Annotated in this window: 24 protein-coding genes and 1 riboswitch; of the genes, 4 read left to right on the forward strand and 20 right to left on the reverse strand. The window is 33.0% G+C overall.

Translation table 11 applies throughout. From position 1 onward, the window contains the following. Positions 1-65: 65 nt before the first annotated feature. The 3 genes from RIN63_RS09590 to RIN63_RS09600 form a co-directional block, all read right to left on the reverse strand. Positions 66-260, reverse strand: coding sequence for a hypothetical protein (locus RIN63_RS09590; protein ID WP_310444507.1), 195 nt, complete (start codon positions 258-260; stop codon positions 66-68). 128 nt (positions 261-388) lie between these two features. Beyond that, a complete protein-coding gene (locus RIN63_RS09595) occupies positions 389-538 on the reverse strand; it encodes a hypothetical protein (RefSeq protein WP_310444508.1) in 150 nt (49 codons plus the stop codon). 48 nt (positions 539-586) lie between these two features. After that, positions 587-1,186 (reverse strand): divergent polysaccharide deacetylase family protein, encoded by a 600-nt coding sequence (locus RIN63_RS09600; RefSeq protein ID WP_310444509.1) that lies wholly within the window; start codon positions 1,184-1,186, stop codon positions 587-589. A gap of 359 nt (positions 1,187-1,545) precedes the next feature. Between RIN63_RS09600 and RIN63_RS09605 the strand changes: the two genes are divergently transcribed. Then, on the forward strand, positions 1,546-1,791 hold the full coding sequence (locus tag RIN63_RS09605; protein ID WP_310444510.1) for a hypothetical protein: 246 nt from the start codon (positions 1,546-1,548) through the stop codon (positions 1,789-1,791). Positions 1,792-2,267: 476 nt separating this feature from the next. On the opposite strand, the gene groL is transcribed toward RIN63_RS09605, so the two are convergent. The 11 genes from groL to RIN63_RS09660 form a co-directional block, all read right to left on the reverse strand. Beyond that, a complete protein-coding gene (groL, locus tag RIN63_RS09610; protein ID WP_310444511.1) occupies positions 2,268-3,905 on the reverse strand; it encodes a chaperonin GroEL in 1,638 nt (545 codons plus the stop codon). A gap of 31 nt (positions 3,906-3,936) precedes the next feature. Next, positions 3,937-4,218: a co-chaperone GroES gene (groES, locus tag RIN63_RS09615; RefSeq protein ID WP_310444512.1), complete on the reverse strand. Its 282-nt coding sequence runs from the start codon at positions 4,216-4,218 to the stop codon at positions 3,937-3,939. Between the two features lie 201 nt (positions 4,219-4,419). Continuing rightward, on the reverse strand, positions 4,420-5,115 hold the full coding sequence (locus RIN63_RS09620; protein ID WP_310444513.1) for a DUF554 domain-containing protein: 696 nt from the start codon (positions 5,113-5,115) through the stop codon (positions 4,420-4,422). Positions 5,116-5,322: 207 nt separating this feature from the next. Next, entirely contained in the window at positions 5,323-7,515 is a 2,193-nt protein-coding gene (locus tag RIN63_RS09625; RefSeq protein ID WP_310444514.1) for a DUF3160 domain-containing protein, read from the reverse strand. A gap of 1 nt (position 7,516) precedes the next feature. Further along, positions 7,517-8,269, reverse strand: a complete 753-nt coding sequence (locus RIN63_RS09630) for a hypothetical protein (RefSeq protein WP_310444515.1) — start codon at positions 8,267-8,269, stop codon at positions 7,517-7,519. 82 nt (positions 8,270-8,351) lie between these two features. Next, positions 8,352-9,221, reverse strand: coding sequence for a DNA glycosylase (locus RIN63_RS09635; protein ID WP_310444516.1), 870 nt, complete (start codon positions 9,219-9,221; stop codon positions 8,352-8,354). Positions 9,222-9,326: 105 nt separating this feature from the next. Further along, positions 9,327-10,595 carry a Glu/Leu/Phe/Val dehydrogenase gene (locus RIN63_RS09640; RefSeq protein ID WP_310444517.1) on the reverse strand — a complete coding sequence of 423 codons (1,269 nt, stop codon included), beginning with the start codon at positions 10,593-10,595 and terminating at the stop codon, positions 9,327-9,329. Positions 10,596-10,777: 182 nt separating this feature from the next. Next, positions 10,778-12,001, reverse strand: coding sequence for an electron transfer flavoprotein subunit alpha (locus RIN63_RS09645; RefSeq protein ID WP_310444518.1), 1,224 nt, complete (start codon positions 11,999-12,001; stop codon positions 10,778-10,780). A 30-nt stretch (positions 12,002-12,031) separates the two neighbouring features. After that, a complete protein-coding gene (locus RIN63_RS09650) occupies positions 12,032-12,823 on the reverse strand; it encodes an electron transfer flavoprotein subunit beta/FixA family protein (RefSeq protein ID WP_310444519.1) in 792 nt (263 codons plus the stop codon). A gap of 21 nt (positions 12,824-12,844) precedes the next feature. Then, positions 12,845-13,984, reverse strand: coding sequence for an acyl-CoA dehydrogenase (locus RIN63_RS09655; protein WP_310444520.1), 1,140 nt, complete (start codon positions 13,982-13,984; stop codon positions 12,845-12,847). 239 nt (positions 13,985-14,223) lie between these two features. After that, the gene (locus RIN63_RS09660) at positions 14,224-14,859 is read right to left on the reverse strand and encodes a redox-sensing transcriptional repressor Rex (protein WP_310444521.1); all 636 of its coding nucleotides are present in this window, start codon (positions 14,857-14,859) and stop codon (positions 14,224-14,226) included. Between the two features lie 136 nt (positions 14,860-14,995). On the opposite strand from RIN63_RS09660, the gene RIN63_RS09665 reads away from it, so the two are divergent. Both RIN63_RS09665 and RIN63_RS09670 read left to right on the forward strand, forming a co-directional pair. After that, a complete protein-coding gene (locus tag RIN63_RS09665; RefSeq protein ID WP_310444522.1) occupies positions 14,996-15,211 on the forward strand; it encodes a hypothetical protein in 216 nt (71 codons plus the stop codon). 70 nt (positions 15,212-15,281) lie between these two features. Next, entirely contained in the window at positions 15,282-17,195 is a 1,914-nt protein-coding gene (locus tag RIN63_RS09670; protein ID WP_310444523.1) for an ABC-F family ATP-binding cassette domain-containing protein, read from the forward strand. A gap of 164 nt (positions 17,196-17,359) precedes the next feature. Here RIN63_RS09670 and tsaD read toward each other — a convergent pair whose 3' ends face one another. The 4 genes from tsaD to tsaE are packed head-to-tail and all read right to left on the reverse strand — an operon-like array spanning position 17,360 to position 19,978. Further along, entirely contained in the window at positions 17,360-18,364 is a 1,005-nt protein-coding gene (tsaD, locus tag RIN63_RS09675; RefSeq protein ID WP_310444524.1) for a tRNA (adenosine(37)-N6)-threonylcarbamoyltransferase complex transferase subunit TsaD, read from the reverse strand. A 16-nt stretch (positions 18,365-18,380) separates the two neighbouring features. Beyond that, a complete protein-coding gene (gene rimI / locus RIN63_RS09680) occupies positions 18,381-18,824 on the reverse strand; it encodes a ribosomal protein S18-alanine N-acetyltransferase (RefSeq protein ID WP_310444525.1) in 444 nt (147 codons plus the stop codon). Beyond that, positions 18,825-19,523 carry a tRNA (adenosine(37)-N6)-threonylcarbamoyltransferase complex dimerization subunit type 1 TsaB gene (gene tsaB / locus RIN63_RS09685; RefSeq protein WP_310444526.1) on the reverse strand — a complete coding sequence of 233 codons (699 nt, stop codon included), beginning with the start codon at positions 19,521-19,523 and terminating at the stop codon, positions 18,825-18,827. Next, a complete protein-coding gene (gene tsaE / locus RIN63_RS09690) occupies positions 19,520-19,978 on the reverse strand; it encodes a tRNA (adenosine(37)-N6)-threonylcarbamoyltransferase complex ATPase subunit type 1 TsaE (RefSeq protein ID WP_310444527.1) in 459 nt (152 codons plus the stop codon). Before tsaE ends, tsaB begins: the two co-directional genes overlap by 4 nt. A 157-nt stretch (positions 19,979-20,135) precedes the next feature. On the opposite strand from tsaE, the gene recQ reads away from it, so the two are divergent. Next, a complete protein-coding gene (gene recQ / locus RIN63_RS09695) occupies positions 20,136-22,295 on the forward strand; it encodes a DNA helicase RecQ (RefSeq protein ID WP_310444528.1) in 2,160 nt (719 codons plus the stop codon). A gap of 88 nt (positions 22,296-22,383) precedes the next feature. Here recQ and RIN63_RS09700 read toward each other — a convergent pair whose 3' ends face one another. Then, positions 22,384-22,992 (reverse strand): ECF transporter S component, encoded by a 609-nt coding sequence (locus RIN63_RS09700; protein ID WP_310444529.1) that lies wholly within the window; start codon positions 22,990-22,992, stop codon positions 22,384-22,386. Between the two features lie 106 nt (positions 22,993-23,098). Further along, a riboswitch (FMN riboswitch) is annotated at positions 23,099-23,216 on the reverse strand. Between the two features lie 125 nt (positions 23,217-23,341). After that, a complete protein-coding gene (locus tag RIN63_RS09705; RefSeq protein ID WP_310444530.1) occupies positions 23,342-26,317 on the reverse strand; it encodes a copper amine oxidase N-terminal domain-containing protein in 2,976 nt (991 codons plus the stop codon). Positions 26,318-26,347 lie beyond the last annotated feature (30 nt).

Raw genomic sequence — 26,347 nt, forward strand, 5'->3', positions numbered from 1 at the left:
CCAATATATTTCTTTGATAAACAATATTCTAACAAATGTAATCTATTTGTAATGAAAGCAAAGTATTAATTAACTATTTCAATGCTTTTTATCTCATTCTCATAAATCTCATATATTTTCTTGTTAACTTGAAGGTCTATGCTAGGTATCTCTGGATCATTATCAATTGCTTTAATATATTCTATACATTTGCCTTGAAATATTTCCCCATCCTTTAGAGTAACCTTTATTTTCTTGCCATTATAATCAGACAATCTCATTTTTTCAGCTCCTTTTTTATTGGTTCCATCAATTAATTTATTTTAACTAACTTACCTTCATTATCTCATATTTCTCTTGCTTTGCAAATATGAAAAAACCTCTGAAGTTCCCTTCAGAAGTTAGTTTGCTACATCATACCTCCCATTCCACCCATACTGGTAATACTTTTACAGTTCCTAAGTTGTACTGTGCTTGCAGATGCAAACGCCTTTTTAGAAAAAACAATTCCTTGAATTGCTACTAAAGCTACTACTGGGAAACACTTCTTGGTGGCCATCCTAGATAATCAATATATCTAGGGGCAGAGTCGCACCAGATTTTGTATTTATTTGCCTTGTATTATATAAAGATTTTTTAGCTGAGATAAATATACGAATTCAATTTCCTGTTCTTTTAACTTCTTAGACATCTTATCTATGGTCTCTACAGTAATTTTACCACCTTGCCCACCAACATGGCCAATTCCTATAGCATATCCTTTATCTAATGCTATTTTACCAAGTTCACTCATAGCCTTCGATATGTAATATCCCGTTCTTTCATTATCCAAAAAAACATTTCTCTGGAAATATACTACTTCTAACTCTTTGCTTAATTCCGCAGCAACCTTAGATTCTTCAGTTTTGCTATTAAAAAAATATAGATTTTTTTCCTTTACAATATTTATAATTTCCCTCATAATTACTTCATCCTTCATAATCTTAGATCCCATATGGTTATTTATTCCCTTGCCCCACGGTAGTTGCTCCAAAGCATCCTGGACAATCTTTCTAACTTCATCATTGCAGAAATTAGCTCTTATGGATCTAGGTCCTAGCCATTTTGGATTACCTCTTTCAGGTTCCATTGGTAAATGTAGTATTATTTCCATCCCAGCATCATAAGCTTTTTTTGCATCAATCTCACTATATTCTAAAAATGGCATTACAGCTGCATATCTAGCTTAGTCAGATCATCTATTCCTTCTCCATTATTTCCTAAATCATCTATTACTATGGCAATATATCCTTTAGAAGTAGTATTAGTTACAATAGATCTTTCTGCAAAAATAAATCTAAAAATAAGAAAAATTGTAATAATAAGTGCTAGAAAAAAATTATTAGTGTCCGTTTATTTATAATAATAAGCATAAAAAACCTCCTCCTTAAATTATTATCATACAATTCATATATTAATATATGAACTGTTTTTTTATTATATTAAAGAATAATGGGTCTCCTCCATATAAAAATATACTGTGCCATTCCATCTAAAAATGAATATACTACTTATGAGGTGATATAAGTGATAAGTTCTTCCAATATAGACCCAGATACATTAGTACTTTTTGGTTCTCTTATTTCTGTTTTAATATCTCAAAATCTAAGTAATGATGAGATTAATGTATTAGGAAATATTTTTGCACAAATTGGTGCTAGCCTACTTACTAAAGCCGCTCAGCAACAAAGTTTACAATCTAAAGAAGAGCTTAAAAAGCAAGTAGCCGATATGGAACAACAACTTGAAAATTTAAAACGCCAATTCTGTTAAATGTCACTAATAGTATTTTTCAGTTTCTTATTTATTTTTAGTCTTCTATTTTAAACTCTTAAATTCTATTAGAAGTACAATTTACTATTCTCCCTCCATACTTTAATTTTATTTTTCTTTGTATCACAAGTATCCACATACTAATATAATGTAATATAAGCTATATATAATCTTAACAAGCATTGATTATGTATACAAGCATACAAGAGGATGTCCATGAGTTTTAAGGTGGTACAATTTTAGCAGAAGAATGTCATAATGGACACAACCTTCATTTGACTGGGGTTACTGGTGAGTCAATCTTCACTTCTGATGGTTGCCATGGACTGATATAGATTAATCTGTGGTTATACTATTTAAAAAGAGGCTTCACATAAGTTTATAAACTTATGTGAAGCCTCTATGTTTGTATCTTGCCTACATAATGACAACAAATCAATATTCTACCTAGTGACCATAATGGATATAGGGTTTTACTACATCATGCCGCCCATTCCACCCATACCGCCCATGCCGCCCATAGCTGCCATTGGGTCTTCCTTCTCTACATCTACTACTGCTCCTTCTGTAGTAAGGACCATAGCTGCTACAGAGGCTGCATTTTGTAATGCTGATCTAGTTACCTTAGTTGGGTCTACTATACCTTCTTCTATCATATTTACATATTTTTCATTTAGAGCATCAAATCCAATTCCTTCTGCTGCTTCTCTTACTTTTTCAACAATAATTGAACCTTCAAGTCCAGCGTTTGCTGCGATTTGTCTAACTGGTTCTTCTAATGCACGAAGGATAATGCTGATACCTGTTTTTTCATCTCCTTGAGCATTTTCTAGTAGTTTAGCTACAGCTGGTATTGAGTCTATTAGCACTGCTCCACCACCTGGTACTATACCTTCTTCTACTGCTGCACGAGTTGCTGCAAGAGCATCTTCTATTCTAAGTTTTCTTTCTTTAAGTTCTGTTTCAGTTGCAGCACCTACTTGGATTACTGCTACTCCACCAGATAATTTTGCTAATCTCTCTTGAAGTTTTTCACCATCAAATTCAGATTCAGTTTCTTCAAGTTGAACTTTTATTTGTCTTATTCTGTTTTTGATTTCTTCTTTGTCTCCTTCTCCATCAACTATTACAGTTGTTTCCTTATCAACCTTAACCTTTGCTGCTCTACCTAGCATATCAATAGTAGCTTCTTTTAAGTCATATCCTAACTCTTCTGATATAACAGTACCACCAGTAAGTATTGCAATGTCTTGCAACATTTCTTTTCTTCTATCTCCAAATCCTGGTGCCTTAACAGCTATACAATTGAATGTTCCTCTTAATTTATTCACTACTAATGTAGCCATTGCTTCCCCTTCAATATCTTCAGCTATAATTAAAAGAGGTTTTGATTGTTGTACAATTTGTTCAAGGACTGGAAGAATTTCTTGAATATTAGATATTTTCTTGTCAGTAATTAAAATATATGGATTCTCTACTTCAGCTACCATCTTGTCAGTATCTGTTACCATATAAGCTGATACATATCCTCTGTCAAATTGCATACCTTCCACTACATCTAGAGTAGTACCCATAGACCTTGATTCTTCTACAGTAATTACTCCATCATTACCAACTTTCTCCATAGCTGCAGCAATTAATTGACCTATTTCTTCATCTCCAGCTGAGATTGAAGCAACTTGAGCTATGGCTTCTTTGGATTCAACTTTTACTGAATATCTTTTTATTTCTTCAACTGCTGTATTTACAGCGGACTTAATTCCTTTTTGAATAATCATTGGGTTTGCCCCTGCTGCCACATTCTTTAATCCTTCTCTGATAATTGCTTGAGCCAATAAAGTAGCTGTTGTAGTTCCATCTCCTGCTACATCATTAGTCTTTGTAGCTACTTCTTTAACTAATTGAGCACCCATGTTTTCATATTTATCTTCTAATTCGATTTCACGAGCTATGGTTACTCCGTCATTTGTAATTAGTGGTGCACCAAATTTTTTATCTAATACTACATTTCTTCCCTTTGGTCCAAGTGTAACTTTTACAGTATCCGCTAATTGATTAATTCCTCTTTCCATTGCACGACGTGCATCTTCGCCAAATTTAATTTCCTTCGCCATTTATATCCACTCCCTTTTAAAATTCACTATTCTACTCTACTACTGCTAAAATATCTGCTAATTTTAATATAGTTAATTCATCACCATCAACTTTAATTTCTGTTCCAGCATATTTTGAGAATATTATTTTATCCCCAACTTTGATTTGATCATTTTTCTTTTCATCATTTGTAATGTCAGCTCCAATAGCTACAACTTCAGCCATTTGTGGCTGCTCTTTAGCTGAACTTGGTAAAACTATACCAGATTTTGTTTTTTCCTCTACTTCTACTTTTTTAATAACAACCCTATCTCCTAATGGTTTTAGATTCATAATGGTACTACCTCCTTATATTTGTACTAATTATTAATCATATTATTAGCACTCTCTATCTTTGAGTGCTAATCCTTACAATATATATGTTACTTAAAATAAAATTCCAAATCAAGTCCCAAATATCCTTGTATTTAACTATTATTTGTCAATATGTGGATTTATATCCATTTATCTCGTTTTCTCTTGAATTTACTCTACTCATTTTATGAAACTCGCTATATTTACTAATATATAGTAAATTATGGGGATAAAGACTGCTGGAAGCATATTTCCTACCTTAATTTTCTTTATACCTAATATATTAATCCCTATGCCCATAATAAGTATACCACCTACAGCTGACATCTCTGTAATTACTTCAGGAGTTAATAAATCTTTAACTGTATTGGCCAATAATGTAATTATTCCTTGATATAAAAATACTGGAATTGCTGAAAATGCCACCCCTATTCCTAAGGTAGAAGCGAATATTATTGCTGATATACCATCAAGAATGGATTTTGCAAATAAAGTCTCATGATTCCCTTGAATTCCTGACTCTAGAGATCCAACTATTGCCATAGCTCCCACACAATAAACTAATGAAGCTGTAACAAATCCTTTTGAAAAATTACTATCCTTAGCTCCAAATTTACTTTGTAAGGAATTACCTAGATCATCAAGTTTCTTCTCTATTTTCATGGCTTCACCTATTATACTTCCCACTACAATACTAGCTATTACTATAATAATATTTTCAGACTTGATTCCACCCATTATTCCAATGACAATTACTGCAAGTCCGATACCATCCATTATTGTGTGCTTGTATTCATCTTTTATACCCTTTTTTATACCTATACCTAATAATGCTCCTGCTATAATTGATAAAGCATTCACTATTGTTCCTAACATGAAATCCACCCCCTAAATCAATTATCAATTAACAGTTAGCTATTAACAATTAGAACATTAAAAAATTATAAATCATCTTATCTATAATTGTTCTTTGTTATCTTTATAAGAATACACTATTTTATCCAAACTTTCCACATAAAAATGGAATCCCTTCCAAGAATTCCATTCTTAAGTCTTATTATTTTATTTGTTATTTGTTAATCGTTAATTGTATTCCGGATAAGGTATGTCTCCCTTACCTTCCCTTATAAAGGAATTTGTCCATTCTGGCATAGACGGATGTTTGTCTTCCTTAATTAATTCTTGCCATTTTTCATCAGTTAATCTCTCATTTGATATAAACTCATGATAGCTAAATACAGCACCTCTTGTAAGATATAACTTTCCTCCTATTGGTACCACTACATACATTTCATAAGCTGGCCCTACTCCTGCCTCCATATATCCAGCTTCACTATATTGGTTGGGTGCTATAGTATGGAAATCTGCTATGACTGCCATATTCTTATCTGTCTCTGATGTTATCTCAAACCAACGAAGATATTCTCCTTCAGCTGCTGCAAAGGAAGCCGTTAAACCTTCTAATATGCCTCCATATATTTGAATTCTTTCATATTCTTCTCTAGTCAACTCTTCATTTTTCAGCTCTTTAACTGAGCAGTTTATCAAGAATTCTAATAAATTTTCGAATTGTTCCATTTTATCATCTATGGTTTCTATGGTTAATCCTCTAGCTGATAGGTTTTTTCTAGAGAATTTAGTTAGCCAAAGTAGCTTTTCATAGACTTCTATATTAGGTTCTACATAGCCTACTAGCTCTTTGAAACCTTCCCCACCCATTTCTGCAGCTGATTGCTTGCCATAGAGGATAGTATCATGCTTTAGCTCTGACCAAGACCCTAAGGCTGTATTTAAATCCTTATCTATCCAAGCTTCATTTGTCATAAAAGATGGGTATCCATCTCCAAAAGGCTCTATAAATCCTAGTAAAGTCCACATCCATCCCTGATACATATTCCCCATCCATTGTTTTTCTGTGAGTTTTCCAAACCTATCCTTTAGTTTATCAAGTTCAATAGGGTAATCTTCCCAATGCTTATTTTCTTCTTTATTTAATTGAATTTCTTTTGCCCTATCAGATCCCAGGACTGCCATTACATCTAGACCTGATGGTACTGGTCTTTTAATTGGTTCCACTAGTTCTTGAATTATTTCAGCATCCATGACATATCTTTGACCCATAAACCTAAATTGTTTCCCTACTGGAGTAGTTACTGATGTATATTTTGCTTGTATTCGTGGTTCTGGTAGTTTATCTGCCTCTTCATAAAATTCATCTAATTTTTTCTCATCATTTAATTTATTTAAATCAGGAGTTTTGCCATATACTTTAACCAACAGTTCTCCATATTGATAAATACTCAAATCATCAGAACATCCTACAAAGAAATTAGTTGGTTCATATATATTCTCCCATTTACCATAGCTTTCCTTATCTGCATATAGACTATAAGTTATTAATAATGCTTGTAATGTCTGTTCTATATTTCTTTCTTCTCCTTGAAAATATAGGGGAAATGGAGCTTGACCATACCACATCATAGTTCTAAAATACCTTCCAAAATCTTCAGACCTAGTATAATGTCCTCTCACAGTAAATTGACTATAATCTAAGTCATAGGGAAAAAGACTAGATTTTTCAAATCCAGAGTGAACTTTTATCTTTTCCAATTCTTCAAGGGCAATTTTTTTCGCCTCTTCTGGAACATTATTAGGAAGTTCTTTTTCCAAAGAAAGCTGTGCTATAGAAAAATATGCAATATTCTTAAGTTGGATTTCTTTCATTTCCTTATTTTCCAACTCATTGTAGATATCGATGGAGTTTATTAACATGCCATCTGTCATTTCTTCTACTAATCCTAATAGCTTATTATTTTCCAAGGTTCTCAAGGTATAATCATAGAATATATGATACACCTGTAGCATTGAATCTGTAGTGATAAAGGAAGGAATGTCCTTGTATTCATTGTCCTCATAAATATAAAATAACTGCTCTTGTTTTGTAGGATTTACCACAAATTTATTTTTAACTAATAGGTCTAATTGTTCCTTAGAAAATTCACCAAATATATCTAAGTTTTCAATATTAGATAAGTCTGCATTTACCTCATAGGGCTCTACCATTGCAGTAAACTCTCTTGCTTCAAAGGGAACCCCTATATTTATAAGCCCTTGGCTAATTTCAATATTGGTTTCTCCTCTATCTTGAGTAATCTTTGGTTCTTTAGTCAGTCCTTCTTTTTCTACTTTATTCACTACTTCCCCTATACATCCAGTCATTAAAATACTTATCCCTAGTATTAAAGACACAACCCTATATAACCATCTCTTTTTCACCTTAATCCACCCTTTCTAATAAAAGATTATTATTATCTAACCTTATACATCCCCAATAATTGCCTTTTTCTTCTCTAACTTGAACATATATTTCATTATTTTCTATTGATAAGCTATCAATATCTCTATAATCCTTGGTCTCCAAATACCCTTCAAAACCAAAGCCCTTCCATTTGTAGGAATTGATTATCTTACGATTATCTTCTAGTATTTCAATAGATATTATTTCATCTACTCCATCTTCATCTATATCATGAAAGGTATAATCAGTAAAAGGTCTAGATAATCTGGAGCCTCTCCATTTTGGTTGTAAAGCACCCTTTATATAAGAATATATAAAAGGTCTCTTTGCCATAACTTTATGTAATGGTGATTCTTTATATACTCCTATGGATACATCCTCCATGCCATCTCCATCAATATCCCCTATGACTATTTTCCATGGCTTTAGTTCAGAATAATCTTTTCTATATATTTCCTTGGCTTCATCCTCCAAAGAATATATTATCACTTCCTTTCCGTATTTTTTCCATCTTGATCCTATAAGGGTTACTAAGTAATTATTACTATCCTCATTGATCTTCCCTATTGCATATGATTTAATATTTTCTCTCCATGGTAAAGCTATGCTAATTTCTTCTCCTGAGTCTAGCTGCAACAATAAACCTTGTTTATTTTGTTCAAAAAAGACAAAAGAGAAACTCACAAGAAATATTGATAATATAACTATTAAAGCTATTTTAAAACACTTCATAGAATCTCTCCTAAAATTTTCCATATTTAATTGTAGTATACCATTATTGATATTGGAAAGAGTTACATATTATTTACAATTTTTACTTTCCTATGCCTAATTCCCTTGCATAATAGAATAGATATTGTTGAGCAAAACCCGCTAGGCTACCAAATAATTTAGCTCCATAGGAGCCTATTAGTTTAACATTGGTTTCTTCTTTTAAGTAGAAATGCTCCATTACCCTTTTAACCCAGACATCTACTGGAAAAGCATCAGCCTTGTTATATGCAAATAATAATATACAGTCACTTACTTTTGGGCCAACTCCTGATAAAGTCATCAAGAGTTCCTTGCCTTCATCCTTTGAAAGTTCAAATGCCTTATTTATATCAAATTCACCTTTTGCAATTCTTCTGCTAGTCATTTTGATTCTAATATCTCTAAATCCAACCTTGCAAAGCTCTCTTAGTTCTTCAGATTCAACCTGTGCTAATCTTTCAGGTGTAGGGAAACTATAATAGCCTTCAGATATCTTTTCACCATAATTTTGTGACATCAATTCTATGGATTTTTTTATCCTTGGGATTTGATTGTTGGCAGATGTTATAAAGGATATAATCATTTCAAAAGGTTCTTGATTGAGTATCCTAATCCCTTCCCCAAACTCAATAGCTTCAGCCAGTATAGGATCTTTAGATAATTCCTCTATTACTAGATCATAATCTCTACCTAGATCAAAATAGTTATACCAGATATTGTTAAAATCCTCAATATTTGTGTTTGAAAGAATAACATCATCTTTATGCTTTTTTACATTCAGTACTTTTCCATATGCAATGGTGGTATATGAATTATCTTCTTCAACATTCCATCTAAAGGCTTGACCACATTCAAATATATGCTTTGGGTCAAAGTGCTTAATATTTCTTAATATTATTTTGTTTTCTTCTTCGACTATATTGTATTTCATACTATTCTCCTTTTATTAAGCAGTTATATTAGCCTGCCATATATTATAGCCATAGTTTACCCTATTTTAACATAAAAAAACTGGCATAAGCCAGTTTTCTTTATATTAATACCATCCTCTTAATTTCATTACTTCAGCAACTTTTTTAACTGAAAGCATATAAGCTGCTTCTCTTATTGTAACATTGTATTCATTTTTAAGTTTCCATATAGCATTGAATGCTTTAACCATTTCAACTTCTTGTTTATCTTCTACTTCTTTCTCTGACCAATAGTATCCATATAGGTTTTGTACCCATTCAAAGTAGGAAACTGTAACTCCACCAGCATTTGTTAATATATCTGGAGTAACTGGAATTCCTCTTTCTTTAAGTATAACATCTGCACCTGGAGTAACAGGTCCATTTGCTGCTTCACAGACTAATTTAGCTTTTACTATTTTAGCTACATCTTCTGTTATAGCATTTTCTAATGCTGCTGGAATTAATAGATCTACTTCAAGCTTCCAGAATTCATCTAATGAGATCATTTTTGCCTTTGGATAATCAACTAAATTTCTATGTTCATTGAAATATGCTTCCATTTCATAGAAATCTAATCCATTTTCATTATATAATGCATAAGTTCCAACAGATGGTGCCCATTCAGCTATTGCTACAATTTTCGCACCTTGTCTTTGAACATTTTTAACTGTAAATCTACCAACATTTCCAAATCCTTGGATAGCAACACTTGATTTAGTCATATCTATGCCTAATTCTCTTGCTGCTTCTCTAGCTATAACTGAAACTCCGAATCCAGTAGCTTCGTTTCTTCCTTCTGATCCACCCCATGCAACAGGTTTTCCAGTAAGTACGCCTAAGGCCATATTATCATTATTTAATTTAATGTATTCATCTACCATCCATGCCATTACTTGTCCATTTGATCCTACATCTGGAGCTGGTACATCTATTTTTTCTCCAAGATATTTGTAAAGTCCTTGGATATATCCTCTTGATAATCTTTCAAGTTCACCTTGTGATAATTTAAGAGGATCTACAATGATTCCACCTTTTCCTCCACCATATGGTACACCCATAACTCCACATTTGAATGTCATCCAAATGGATAAAGCTTTAACTTCATCTGCATTAACTCCTGGATGTAATCTAATTCCACCCTTAGCAGGTCCTATAGCTGTGTTATGTGATGCTCTAAAACCTTTAAATGTTTGTACAGAACCATCATCCATTTTAACTGGAATTGATATTTCAATGATTCTTTGTGGTTCTTTAAGTAATTCATAAACTGCTGGCTCTAGTCCTAGTTTGTCACAAGCTTGTTTAACTTGCAACTGAGCACTTACTAATGGGTTTAAACTTTCATTTGACATTAACAAAACCTCCCTATAATTTGAATAGCGAAACTTTATGCTTAGTCGTATATCATTTCACAGAGATTATAACATAAGCATTTTTTTTTGTAAAGAATTCAGATAATTTAAGCAATTCGTTTACAATGCACAGTTCACAAACTGTGAACTGTGCATTGTTGCAAGCTTAGAATTACCTTTCTTTAAGCCAAATTTTTAAAAGCATCTATTATGTCATCTACATTATCTAACGCTTCAATAAGTGCTGGTAATACTTCATAAACATCCCCAACTATACCGTAATCAGCAATTTTAAATATTGGAGCATCTGCATCTTTGTTTATAGCAACGATTACTTTTGATTCTTGCATACCAGCTAAATGCTGAATTGCTCCTGAAATACCACAAGCAATATAAAGTGATGGTCGAACAGTTTTTCCAGTTTGTCCTACTTGATGACCATGGTCTATCCAACCTGCATCTACTGTTGCACGAGAAGCACCTACTACACCACCAAGTTTATTAGCTAAAGCTTCAATTAATTTAAATCCTTCTGTATTTCCTAGTCCTCTACCACCGGAAACTATAATTTTTGATTCTTCAAGTTGAACTTCTGCTTTTCCACCTTTTACTACATCTACTACTTTAGCTCTTATGTCACCAGATGATAATTCTGGAGTGAACTTTACTATATTTCCATTTCGTTTTTCATCATATTTAGCCTTTTCCATAACTCCTGGTCTAACTGTTGACATTTGTGGCCTATGGTCTGGACATACAATAGTAGCCATTAAGTTTCCACCAAATGCTGGACGAGTTTGCATCAATCTTCTATTTTCTAAATCTACATCTAGTTTAGTACAGTCAGCTGTAAGGCCTGTGTGTACCCTTGCAGAGATTCTAGGTCCTAGATCCCTACCTATATTTGTAGCACCTATTAACATAATTTCTGGTTTTTTATCCTTTACTAAATCATATATTACTTTGGTATATCCTTCTGTAGTATATACATTAAGTAATTCATGATCTGCATAAAGAACATTATCTGCTCCATATTTAACTAATTTTTCTGCTAAATTATCCACATCTTTTCCTAGTAATACAGCAGTTAATTCTGTATCCAAAGCATTGGCAATTTTTCTACCTTCTCCTATTAGTTCTATAGCTACATTTAATAGATTGCCATCTCTTTGCTCTGCAAATACCCAAACGCCTCTATATAAATCTACATCTACTCCACCAGCTCTATATTTCTTTTCTTCTTTTTCAATAGCATCTACTGGGCATGCTTCTATACATTGACCACAAGCAGTACATTTTTCATTTATTACAGCCTTTTTGTCCATCATATTTATCGCATCAAAAGGACAAACTCTAACACATTTTCCGCAACCTATACATTTCATTTCTATTACTTTAACAGCCATGTAATTTTCCTCCTTTATCCAATAATTATATTAAATAACTTGTTTTTCTTTTAACTTTACTATCAATTCTTTAACTGATTCTTTAGCATTACCTTTTAAGATTTCACCTACGCCAGATCTTCCTGGAGGTGTAAATGATTTATTTACTTGAGTAGGAGAACCATTTAATCCGATATTATCAAAATCAGCTTCTATATCCTTTGCAGACCAAACTTTTACCTTGTTATCTTTATGAGCATCGTATATACCTTTGATAGATGGATATCTTGGTTCGTTTAATTCCTTTATAGCTGTTAAAAGTACAGGCATTTCACATTCTATAACAAAATGTCCATCCTCTAGTGCTCTCTTAGCAATAACCTTCTTGCCTTCAACCTTTAATTCTTCAACATAAGTTATTTGTGGTAAATTTAAGTGTTCAGCAATTTGTGGTCCAACTTGAGCAGTATCCCCATCTATTGCTTGTCTACCACATAAAATAATACTATAATCTGCTATCTTTTTTATTCCTGCAGCTAAAACTGTAGAAGTAGCCCAAGTATCTGACCCTCCAACTGCTCTATCACTTATAAGTATTGCTTCATCTGCACCCATTGCAATTGCTTCTCTAAGAGCAACATCTGCTTGAGGTGGTCCCATGCTTAGTACTATTACTCTTGCATCTTTGTTTTCATCTTTTAATCTTAAAGCTTCTTCTAAAGCATTTCTATCATCTGGATTTATAATACTTGGTACTCCTTCACGAATTAGAGTCCCACGAACTGGATCTATTTTAACTTCATTAGTATCTGGTACTTGTTTTAAACATACTATAATATTCATTTTCTTCCTCCTCGTAACCAATTATTTTAAAACAGCTGCTGCTATAACCATTTGTTGAACTTGAGATGTACCTTCATATATTTCAGTAATCTTAGCATCTCTCATCATTCTTTCCATTGGATAATCCTTTGTATATCCATATCCACCAAATAATTGAACGCATTTTGTAGTTACATTCATTGCACATTGGGATGCAAACAATTTTGCCATGGCAGCTTCTTTACCATATGGAAGATTGTTAGCTTTGTTATATGCTGCTCTATAAACAAGTAGTCTAGCTGCATCAATCTCTGTTGCCATATCTGCTACCATCCATTGTAAACCTTGGAATTTGGATAATGGTTTACCAAACTGTTGTCTTTCCTTTAAGTATTTAACTGTTTCATCTAATGCACCTGCTGCAATACCTAAGGCTTGAGCTGCTATACCAATCCTACCACCATCAAGGGTAGCCATGGCAATTTTAAATCCATCTCCCTCTTTACCTAATAAATTTTCCTTTGGTACTCTACAATTTTGGAAAATTAATTCTGTAGTAGCTGAAGCTCTAATTCCCATTTTTTCTTCTATTTTTCCAATGCTAAAACCAGGGTAATCTTTATCTACGATGAATGCAGATATTCCTCTAGTTCCTTTGCTTTTGTCAGTCATAGCAAATATTACATATGTATCTGCTTGCCCTCCATTAGTAATAAATATCTTTGAACCATTTAGTATATAGTCATCCCCATCAAGTATTGCAGTAGTTTGTTGTCCAGCTGCATCTGTTCCAGCATTAGGCTCTGTTAAACCAAAAGCACCTAAATGTTCTCCCTTTGCTAATGGTACTAAGTATTTTTGTTTTTGTTCTTCATTTCCATACTTGAATATTGGCCAAGCTCCCAAGGATGTATGCGCTGATAAAATAACTCCATGTGTAGCACAAGCCTTTGATAATTCTTCAACTGCTATGGCATATGCTAACTCATCTCCACCAGCTCCACCATATTCAGCTGGAAATGGTATTCCTAACATGTTGCATTTAGCCATTTTTTCGACATTTTCCCTTGGGAATCTTTCTGTTACATCGATATCAGCAGCTATGGGCTTAACCTCATTCTCAGTAAATTCTTTCATTACACTTCTAACCAATTCTTGCTCTTTAGTTAACTTGAAATTCATGTATTTTTCCCTCCCTATTATATTAGCTAATCTATAATACTTATTATAACTTATATATGTTAAAAAATCTACAATATTGTTAAGAATTTATCCATTATTTTTAAAAAAATAGAGTTTTTCTATGAAATAATAAAAGCTTGAAGAATCAAACCCTGATTCTTCAAGCCTTCCATTATATTTATTAAGTTTTTTTATCATTTATCTACAATATTAATTTAACAAAATCAACTAACAAACTCTTAGTCAAATTTATTTTTTAAGAAGTATGAAAGAGCAAACAAAGACTCATTTAAACGAACATTTTCTACTACAATATCCTCAGGTACATTTAAGTCAGTTGGTGCAAAATTCCAGATACCTTTTACCCCTGCCTTAACGAAAATATCAGCAATCTCTTGCGCATTATCTTTTGGAGTAGTAATTATACCTATATCTACATTGTTTTCTCTGATGAATTCAGTTACAGTATCTATATCTCTTATTTCAATATCGCGAATCTTTAACCCAATAATTTTAGGATTCTTGTCAAATAAGGATAGAACTTTAAATCCAGCATCTTCAAATCCCTTGTAATTTGCAATGGCCTGACCTAGGTTTCCAGCACCTGCTATTACTGCTTTATATATAGTTTCTAGCCCTAGTATTTTTCCCAACTGGTCATGTAACTCCTCTACATTATATCCATAGCCTTGCTGACCAAAACCACCAAAGTTGTTTAAGTCTTGCCTTATTTGAGAAGCAGTAAATCCAGTCATTGTACTTAATTCTTGAGATGATACTCGATTTATTCCCCTTGTTAGTAAATCTCCTAAATATCTATAATATTTAGGTAATCTTCTAATTACCGTAATAGAAACCCTATTGTCTTTCTCCATTATCACTCACCACCTAATTAAATATTTTAAATTATTATATCATTATGACACTATTATGTCAATTTCCACGATTCTTAACCTTTCTGAATAATTAAATTACTTTTTGTAACACTAATAAACGGAAGGAGTAGATAATATGGCTAGTCAAGAACAATTAAGAAAAGTTGCCCTATACTGTAATGAATATGACCCATGGAAGGATATTGGACTTACATCATCTGCCCGATCATACGAAGATAAATATGAAAACTGTGTAAATTGTAATCACTACACCAAGGAAGGTAGATGTAATTTAAATCTAATCGATCCAATCTTATCATCCATGGCAATGGAACTCAATTTAAAATCATAAAATACTCCTTATTTCAAAGGAGTGTTTTTTTTGATACAATAGAAAGGAATATATACAAGGGGGAAATTTAATGTTAGTCCTTTCATGTAGCAATATAACTAAATCATATATAATAGAAACTATTTTAGATAGTCTTAGCTTTACTGTAGAAGATGGAGATAAAATAGGAGTAATTGGCCTAAATGGCTCAGGTAAAACTACTCTTTTTAATATATTAGCTGGAGAAATCACCCAGGATAGTGGCGAAATATATATCCAAAAAGGAATGAAAATTGGATATTTAAAACAACATACTAAAATAGAATCTGAAAAGAATATCTTCGATGAATGCTTAGAAGTCTTTGAATCTCTTATTAAAATGGAGGAAAGATTGAGAAGCTTTGAGCACGAAATATCTATTGAAGGAGAAAAAGGTGAATCCGAAATACTAACTACCTTGATGGATGAATATGCCTCTCTATCAGAAAAATTTGTATCTTTAAATGGCTATGGATATAAATCAGAGATTAGAGGAATTTTAAAGGGCCTAGGCTTTAAGGATGAGGACTTTGATAAAGAAGTAAATATCCTTAGTGGAGGACAAAAATCTCGTTTATCTTTGGCTAAGCTGCTTTTAGAAAAACCAAATATTCTTCTATTGGATGAGCCTACAAACCACTTAGATATAGATGCCATAAGCTGGTTAGAGAAGTTTTTAAAGGATTATAAAGGTGCAAGCTTAATAATCTCCCATGATAGATATTTCTTAGACAATGTAGCAAATCGAATATTCCATATAGAAAACTTAAAGCTAAATATTTATAACACTAATTATACTAATTTTATGATTAGAAGAAAAAAAGATATGGAAATATATAAGAAGCATTTTGAAGATCAACAAAGGGAAATAAAACGACAAGAGGAAATAATCCAAAGATTTAAGGCTTATGGTGGAGAAAGATATCACGGTCTTGCCCAAAGCAGACAAAAAATGCTGGATAAAATGAAGCTATTGGCCAAGCCAACTGGTGATCAAAAAAGAAGCAGAATTAAATTTGAACCAAAGATTAAATCAGGTAGAGATGTTCTAAAAGTTGAAAACCTAGAAAAGACCTTTGGGGAATTAAGATTATTAGATAACATCAATTTTAATATTTATAGAGGCGAAAAGGTTGGACTTATTGGTGCTAATGGTATTGGTAAAACTACTCTGTTTAAAATTGTCCTAGGGCAAATTGAAAAAGATGCTGGCAAAATAGAAATCGGTCATCATGTGGTATCAGGTTATTTTGATCAGGAAATGTCTAAGCTTAACCTAAATAAAACCATCATAGATGAAATATGGGATGAAAATCCCACATTTGATTATTATCAAATTAGAACCATACTTAGTCAATTTATGTTCATTGGCGATGATATATTTAAGGAAATATCAGACCTTAGCGGTGGTGAAAAAGGAAGACTTTCACTAATGAAGCTAATGCTTTCAAATGCTAATCTCTTGCTTATGGATGAGCCTACTAACCATTTAGATATAGATTCTAAGGAAGTACTAGAAGAAGCTATACTAGACTATGAAGGTACTCTCTTTGTTATATCCCATGATAGATATTTTTTAAATAGAGTAAGTACTAAAATACTTGAGTTAACTAAGGAAGGAATAAAAGAATATCTTGGCAATTATGATTATTATATAGAGAAAAAGAATGAAGTTCTATATGAAGAAGACGAAGATGATGGTAAAACAAAAACTCAAATTAAAATGGAAAAGAAAAAAGAAAAGGAAATATTAAAGGAAGAAAAATCTAAACGAAAAGAAATAATTAACTTAGAAGAAAAAATCTCCGAAAAAGAAATAGAGTTAGAAGATATAGATAAAGAATTATGTGATCCTTCGATATATGAAACACCTGAGAAAATTGTCGAATTGACGAAGAAAAGAGAGGATATTCAAAATAATCTAGATAAGCTATATAATGAATGGATTTCCTTAACTGAAGCATAGTTCCACACATAATTCACAAGTTATGCACAATGTCCACAGAGTTATCCCCAATACAAGGCCTAGAATTTATAGTTTTCCATATATTTTCCACATTGTCCACAATTTTTCTTAATAACTTAGATATGATTTTGTGGACAATTTGTGGAATAATTTGTTAAAATTTATCATTTCAAGTCTAAATTTGGCACTACATTTAAATCCAAGTCAGATGACTTTCCTTCAATGTAATTGAAGTAGGCTGCTGATCCAATCATAGCTGCATTGTCTGTACATAAAGTTCTAGAAGGATAGAATATTTCTATCTTTTCTTTTTTTCCTCTATCTTCCATCATAGTCCTGAGACCTTGATTTGCAGCTACTCCACCTGCTATTACAATCTTATTCATATTTCTTTCACGAGCCAATCTAAAGGACTTATCCACAAGTACATCTAATACAGCCTGTTGAAAAGATGCCGCAACATCAGCGACTACTATTTCTTCACCTTTTTGATCCTTTTGATTTAGATAATTTAGGACTGCTGTTTTAAGTCCACTAAAGCTAAAGTCATAGGACTTTGGCTCTAACATTACCCTTGGAAACTCAATAGCATCTTTATTTCCAGTCATAGATAGTTTATCTATTAAAGGTCCTCCAGGATAAGGTAGACCCAAAGCTCTGGCTACTTTGTCAAAGGCTTCCCCAGCAGCATCATCTCTTGTTCGACCTATTAGTTCATAATCTGTATATCCATTTACTTGGACTAAATAAGTATGTCCACCTGATACGATTAAACAGGCAAATGGAGGCTCCAGTTCCTTAAATTCAATGTAATTTGCACAGACATGACCTTCTATATGGTTAACACCAATTAATGGCTTATTTAGTCCATAAGCGATGGCCTTTGCTGTGGATATTCCTATTAATAAAGCTCCCACAAGACCTGGCCCTTGAGTTACACCTACAAGATCTATATCTTTAAAAGCTACATTTGCTTCATCCAAGGCCTCTTGGATAATTGGATTGATACTTTCTATATGCTTTCTAGAGGCTATCTCTGGCACTACTCCTCCAAATTTTCTATGAATCTCTATTTGAGAGGATATAATATTTGATAAAACTTCCCTACCATCTTTAATTACAGCACAGGAAGTCTCATCACAAGAAGTCTCTATGGCTAATGTCAACATAAAATCACCTTCACATCTATAAATTTTTCCACATAATTATTGCATCTTCATTATCATCTGCATAATATTTCGGTCTAACTCCTGCTTCAACAAAACCATACTTTTTATATAAATTTTGGGCAGCAATGTTTGATTCCCTAACCTCTAAAGTCATTGAATCAATGCCTCTTTCTATACATATATTAATCAAGCCCTCTACTAATTTGTCCCCTACTCCTATTCTTCTATAATGAACATCTGCAGCGATATTGGTTATATGACCTTCATCTATAATAAGCCAAATACCACCATAGCCTACTACAAGATTATCCATTTCAGCTACAATATATTTTGCCAACTGATTTTTTGTAATTTCTAATGTGAAGGATTCTCTGGACCAAGGAGTGGTAAATGCCCCTGCCTCTATTTCCATTACTCTATCTAAATCCTTCTCTTCCATGCCTCGTACAGTAATACTCATTTACTTTTGCTCCCTTTCGTTTAATTCTCTCTCTGCCTGTGTTTTCCGTAAATAATCCGGTATTAGAGTATAATAATTATCTCTATGCCCTTCATTGTATTTTATGAGGGCCAACTCTCCTATACTTGTAGCTCTACAAGAATTTTGGCTAATAGTAGAAAAGCTTACTTTATCCTTTAGGGAGGATTTAATTATTTCCTTATACACTAAGCTTCCTTCACCATTTACTATTATCTTCTCATATTTATCTAAGATTATCATCAAATCATTAATCGCAATTACATCATCTTCCATTATGGTCTTAATACTACCATCTTCCCAAGTATAGATTCCTGTATATACCCTATCTCTTCTGGCATCTATCATAGGAACAATAATCTCATTATATGCTAGGTTAAATGCTAGTCCCTCCAGTGTAGATATGCCTATTAGGGGCTTATTAAATAAATGAGCAAATCCTTTTACTGTTGCAGCTCCAATTCTAAGGCCTGTGAAAGAACCCGGCCCTATTGCAACACCATATAAATCTATATCAGCAATATTTAGACCTAAGCCATCTAGGATTGTCTTTATCATGGGAACTAATTTCTCTGAATGGCTCATATCCTGATTTAGAGAATACTCTCCCAATACCTTATCTCCATCTATTACTGCACATGTTGCCATTAAAGTTGATGTATCTAAAGCTAATATCTTCAATCTTTCTCCAACTCCTTAAGTATCTCTATATATCTATTACCATATCCTGTAATATTTATTACCCTTGCATCTATATCTTTACCCTTTTCTATATCAAGAACAATTCTTTCTTTAGGTAAAAATCTCTCAATTTTCTCTGCCCATTCTATGATTGATACACCCTTAGAATAAAAATATTCATCAAAACCTAAATCATAAAGATCTTCTACATTCTCTAATCTATATACATCAAAATGATAAATTGGATTTCTTCCAGTATATTCATTGATTAAGGCAAATGTAGGACTAGTTATATAATCAGTTACTCCAAGACCTAGGCCTATGGACTTGGTCAAAGTAGTCTTCCCTGCACCTAAGTCTCCATTAAGGCAAAGAATATCCCCACCTTCTAATAAGCTGCCTAATTTAATACCAAATTCCTTAGTTTCTTCTAAACCATTTAATATTATCTCCAAAAATATCAACCTTTCATCTATATCACTAATATTATATTATATCATAAGATAATGAAAATCAACAATATGCAACAAAAATGACCCAGAGGGGCTGGTGTTTTTTCTTCTCCTTGATTATAATCTCAAAAACAGATAAAATTATGTCGGAGGTGTTTCTGTGGATATTAATATGGCACTTAAAAGCTATTTTGGATATACGGAATTTAAAGAAGGACAGGAAAAAATAGTCAAAGCCATTTTAGATGGTAAGGATGTCCTGGGCATAATGCCTACTGGTGGAGGAAAGTCCCTTTGTTATCAACTTCCGGCTATTTTATTAGATGGAATAACTATCGTTGTTTCACCCCTTATAGCCCTTATGAAGGATCAGGTAGATTCCCTGAACGAAATAGGTATATCCGGTGCATTTATAAATAGTACTTTAAGTGATAATGAACTTAATCAACGATTACAAGAAATAAGAGAAGGTAAATATAAAATAATATATGTAGCTCCTGAAAGATTAAATGCATATTCCTTTGTAAATTTAATAAAAGATATAAAGGTTTCTATGATTGCCATAGACGAAGCTCATTGTATCAGCCAATGGGGTCATGATTTTAGACCATCCTATGTAGAAATTCCGAGATTTATTAGTTCTATACCTACTCGCCCTATAGTAGCTGCATATACTGCAACAGCCACGAAATTAATCATAGAGGAGATTAAGGAATTAATTGGTCTTAGAACACCTGTTGAATCAATTATTGGATTTGATAGGCCAAATCTATTTTATCAAGTAGTAAAAGTAAGTGATAAATTTACCTATTTAAGTGAATACATTAAGAATAACTTTCCCAATGATTCAGGAATAATTTATTGTTCTACAAGAAAATCTGTTGAATCTGTTGCAGAAAAACTAAATAAGCATGGATTCTCAGCCGTAGGATATCATGGTGGAATGGATTCAAATACTCGCCAAAAAAATCAGGATGATTTTATACTTAATAAGCTACAAATAATTGTTGCAACTAATGCCTTTGGTATGGGAATAGACAAGCCTGATGTTCGATTTGTTATACATTATAATATGCCACAAAATATGGAAGCATACTATCAAGAGGCAGGTAGAGCTGGTCGTGATGGGGAGCCTAGTCATTGCATTCTTTTATACTCACCATCAGATATTGTAAAGCAAAAACTACTGATACAAAGTAACCCTATCTCCATGGAAAGGGAAAGCATATTGTATCAAAATCTTCAATATCTAGTGGACTACTGCCATACTAATGATTGCTTGAGAAATAGTATATTAAATTATTTTGGTGAAGATATAGAGATGGATAATTGCCATAATTGTGGAAACTGTCTTGATAAATCAGAAATGGTGGATATAACTATTGAATCTCAAAAAATACTATCATGTATATATAGAGTAGAAGAAAAATATGGTCTTACTATGATTATTCAAGTATTAAGAGGATCAAGGAATAAAAGGTTACTAGAATTTGGCCTGGATAATGTCTCCACCTATGGGATTATGAAAGAGTATGGCGAGAATTCCCTAAGGGAAATCATAATGACTCTAGTATCTAAGGGCTATGTCTATATAACAGCAGATAAATTTCCAGTATTAAAATTAACCCAAACTGCTGGAGATATTTTAAGAGGAAATACCAAGGTCTATCATAAAAAACATTTGATTGAAATAAAGACTCTCTCTAAGAAACAAGGTCTATCTACAGAAGATTTGCTAGATAGCTTTGATGAAGATCTTTTCCTACAATTAAAAGAATTAAGATATAATCTATCTCAAGAAAGAGGATTTGCTCCATTTATGATATTTCATGATTCCACCTTAAAGGAAATGGCCTCCTATTTTCCTCAATCCAAAGAAGCAATGCTTACGATTAAAGGGGTAGGCTTAAAGAAGTATGAAAGCTATGGGGAAAATTTTCTCAGCTTAATCAAAGACTATTCTAATGATAAGGGAATAGATTCCATAGATATTGAAAAAGAAGAAATAATTAGAGAGGATTTAGCTGATAGATACCAACTGACCTACAATGCCTATCTAGAAGGTTTATCCTTAAAAGAAATGTCTGAAAAAAGAAATTTTACCATAAGCACTATAATCGAACATTTATCCAAATCTGTAGACAAAGGTCAAGTCGTTGATTGGTCTAGATTCATAGATGATCCCCATAAGGAAAAGGAGATATTAGCTGCTATAAATAAAGTAGGCTTAGAAAAATTAAAGCCTATAAAGGAAGCTTTACCTGAGGAATATACTTATGAGGATATAAGATTAGTTATAGCGAAGAATGAATTGAAATAAATAAAAATGAGTCGGTTATCTTGGTAGATTTCCTGACTCATTTTTTATAAAATCCTTTAACTATTCATTACTCATTTTTCACTGGTTCTTATTTATGCAATATTGGTGATACTCTTTTATATATTAACATTGTTATAACTGTTAGCACAGCCCCTTTTAGTAAATTAAAAGGTACTACTGCGATTAACATCATTGATTTTAAATCTACAATATTTTTGTTTATTATTGCACCCATATCTACAAGTGCTTGTATTTCCATTCCAAATAGCTTAGCATAGAAAGGAAACATAATAAAGTAATTTGCAAGTGTGATGACGATTGTCATCAATACAGTTCCTAATATAAGTCCTATTAATGCTCTCTTAATAGTCTTATTCTTGTAATAAACAAATCCTGCTGTATAAGCAAATACTGCTCCTACTACAAAGTTAGCCAATTCTCCTACTCCACCAGTTGTAGATCCTTCAATTAAAAGATTTAGTACATTCTTTAAAAGTTGGATAATTACTCCTGCCATAGGCCCTATAGCAAAAGATCCTATTAAAGCTGGTAAATCAGAGATGTCAATTTTCATAAAAGTTGGTGCTAGCCAAGGCATTGGTATTTCAAAGAACATAAGAATAAATGATATTACTCCTAGAACTGAAATTTTTACCATGGTTTTTGTGCTCCACGATTCTTTACTTAATGTGTACATAAAAATCCCTCCAAGTTTTATATTTTCTTGGGGTTTTTTAAGTCATAAAAACCCCGAAGAAAATCTCCGGGGTTCACAAATAGACTAGCTAAATAATTCAAGTCTACTACATCTTCTTCCATCCAGACTATACTGTCGGCCTTGGAATCTAACCAAGTCAACCGATTTCTCGGCTCGCGGGCTTTACCGCCGGTGAGGATTTGCACCTCCCCCTGAAGATATATCTTATGATTTAATTATATGCATATACATACATGTTGTCAAGTGATTATTATAGTTGTGCAATACCGTCTTCTAATGTATATGGTTTATTAGACTATGTTATGTGGTGGCAGTTAGCCTTTAAACTTTAATAAGTTATAACCGCCGATTTTGTACTGTTAATCCATTCTACTTCCGCATTAAGATTTTCAGCTGCAAAGCGTATTGGTACATATGTGCGTCCATTTTGAACAATTAGGGGCACATCCATTTGGCGCCTTACTCCATTTACTGTTATCTCCGTCTTTCCAACCCACATATTAACAGTGTTTCCATTTGCTATCAATGTGATTTGCTGATTGATGTTATCCCAGCTGACCGTACCACCCATAGCTTCTACAATCCCCCGTATAGGAACCATGGTTCGGGATGAAATGACAACAGGAGTAGTATCTCGCCCCTCATCTATCTCTTTTGATATGCCATTAATACTCATATCTTTATTATCAATTTGAATAACAATGAAATTATCTTTATTGTCTGATTTTAAAATATCATTTCCCGTTTTTACGATATATGTTTCTATTACATTACCTAAAGTTTCCTCCATACCCTTCATAGGATTTGCTTCTGAAAGCACTGGCATAACTGTATAGTAATAGGTGGTATTTGCTTCTATATTAATATCCGCATATGAGTTGCTTGTAATATAAAAATCTGTAACCGAAATACCTAAATCATTTTCTCTTGTAGATCTGAAGAGGCGATAACCGAGGCCTTTACCACTTGGCCAAGACATAATTACACCTTTATCAAAAACCTCCATGTGTCTATCATCTGTTTTTTCTGTAGGGGGCTTTACTGAAGGAGCTTCCTCTTTAATAACATTAAAAGTACTGCTTTCTGCAAGAAGTACATTATTATTGTCATAAGCCCGTAATTTATATCTACCTGAATTTTCAGGAGCATAAAGTTCATATTCTGCTTCTAGAAAACTAATTTCTTCCTTTTTGCCTACAAATTTGCCTGGATCATCTTCATTTTCACTATATACTCCATAATAACCTTTTTTATAATCCCCATTGAATAAGATAAAACTAAAGTATTCACCTGCTTTTAATGGCGATGAAGGAGTATGTGTAAATTTTATTTCTCTGTCTTTGTTTATAACCTCAATTGTATCACTGGCTGCAATTAGTATATTATCTCTGTTATACATCCTAAAATGGAACTTGCCTTTACACTCCTCAACAAATGTTTTGAAAGTACCTGAGGTATTGTTTTTATCAATAGTTATATATTCCATAACATCATCAATTTTCAAACTATCAATAGAATATAAGCCTATTCTTCCTCCTACTGGCGCATCATAGTACTTAACTGAAATGTCCGGATATATTCCCTTATCCGCTATAATTTCAACTGGCCCTTTTGTCATATCAGAGAAACTTTTTTTCCTTATATTGGACTCCAAATCAAAAATTACATTTACCACTTTTTCTTTATCCTCTAATGATTCAGATAAATAAAATCCTTCTAATGGTTCTTCTTCTCCCCATTTATATCCATAGTCCATATTTTTAATGAATTGAGTTAGTGTAAACCACTCCCACTCATCATTAACAGGCCCTTTACAACCAGCAGCCTTTCTTAATTCTTGAATACCTTCGTCACCGATTAACATAAGCTTCATAAATGTAAGCGTATTTTTAAAAGCTGCAAACTCCTGCTCTGTTGTATTGGTGTTTGTATTAAAGTTGCCCATTTCAGCATTTAATCTTTCAAAGGACCCTGCCGGAAAGAGATTTCCTGTCTGCAATACACTTAATGGAGGGTCTAATAATGTCATCCATTCCTTTAAATCAACATTGAATGATTTTCTTATCATAAAATTAAGAATATCTTCTTTTGCTTCCTTATATGCTGCTTCTATTGAATCAGGTACTATTTCCATTACAAAATCCGTAGCTACTCCCAAACCATTTATAACAGAGACAGCAACATCAGGAAAACCAAGCATGCTCAGCAAATGTTTATCAGCCCACTTTTTTAATTCTTCCTTATACTGCTCCATTCCATTTCCATCAAGTAGCATTTTTTGGGCAGCTCGTTCATTTGCCGCTATCCAGTCCCCAAGACCTCTGTCTATATCCTCTATCCATGCTTCACAGTAAGATTTTTGAGCATATTGAGCAGAAACTAGCCATACTGCCATATCCCATAAATCTCCATTCCTGTTTCTGTTGATTTTATCTATTCTTCTCTTACAGGCATCGCGAATATCAAAGAACAAGTCTAAATGAGGAGTCTCTACATAATCTAAAACAAACTCTGGTCTTCTGTCATCGTCTAAGACATTTTCTAAATTATAATTACCCCCCACAAGTGTATTATCAAATAAAAATCTTTGAGGTGAATTTATTTTATTATAGTCCTTAGATTTATACTTAGATGGAATTCTACTATCTATATAGTTTTCAATAACTGAGTGTCGTTTGATAATATCCTTTTCAGCCGATGAAAGACCATCTGCCATATTAGGCCAGCTTCCTCCAGCCCAGTTATTAATATAGCTATGTCCAAAATAATCACCCGCTGCATGAGCCATAAGACCCAGTACATAGGCCCTAGCCTGACCCCTGTTATGAGCCTCTAAATACTTACTTGCAGGATCATTCTTATCATTAGGATTAACGATGGGCTCATGAACAATGGATTGCATGGAATTATAAAGTATCTTTTCATTTTCCGTAAGCTCACGATCCTTAATATTGTTGGCTGACCACCAGAGATCTTCAATAAACTCCCCCGAAGTACTTAGACCAACTCCAGGATGGAATATAGTCTGCCCAATTATTATGTCAGGCTGGAGATCCGGACCCAATGAACCTGCTCTGTAAAAATCAGGGTAAAGCCTAAGCAAAGGCTCCAAATCAGGATCAACTCTAAACTTCCCATAAGGTTTTATTTCTACATAACCATTGTTTTTCCTTATTTCGTCTAAAATAAGGTTTGCTGAGTATACATGAGTCTTTACTTTCCAAGCATGTGCAGGAGTTGTGGTTAATGAAATTAAAATAAATGCAATAGAGATTATTTTCAATATGTTATGTCGCTTTATCATTATAATACCCCCTCTACCAGTTTTTGTGAA

Source organism: Tissierella sp., from assembly GCF_031460495.1.
Lineage (GTDB): Bacteria > Bacillota > Clostridia > Tissierellales > Tissierellaceae > JAVKTS01.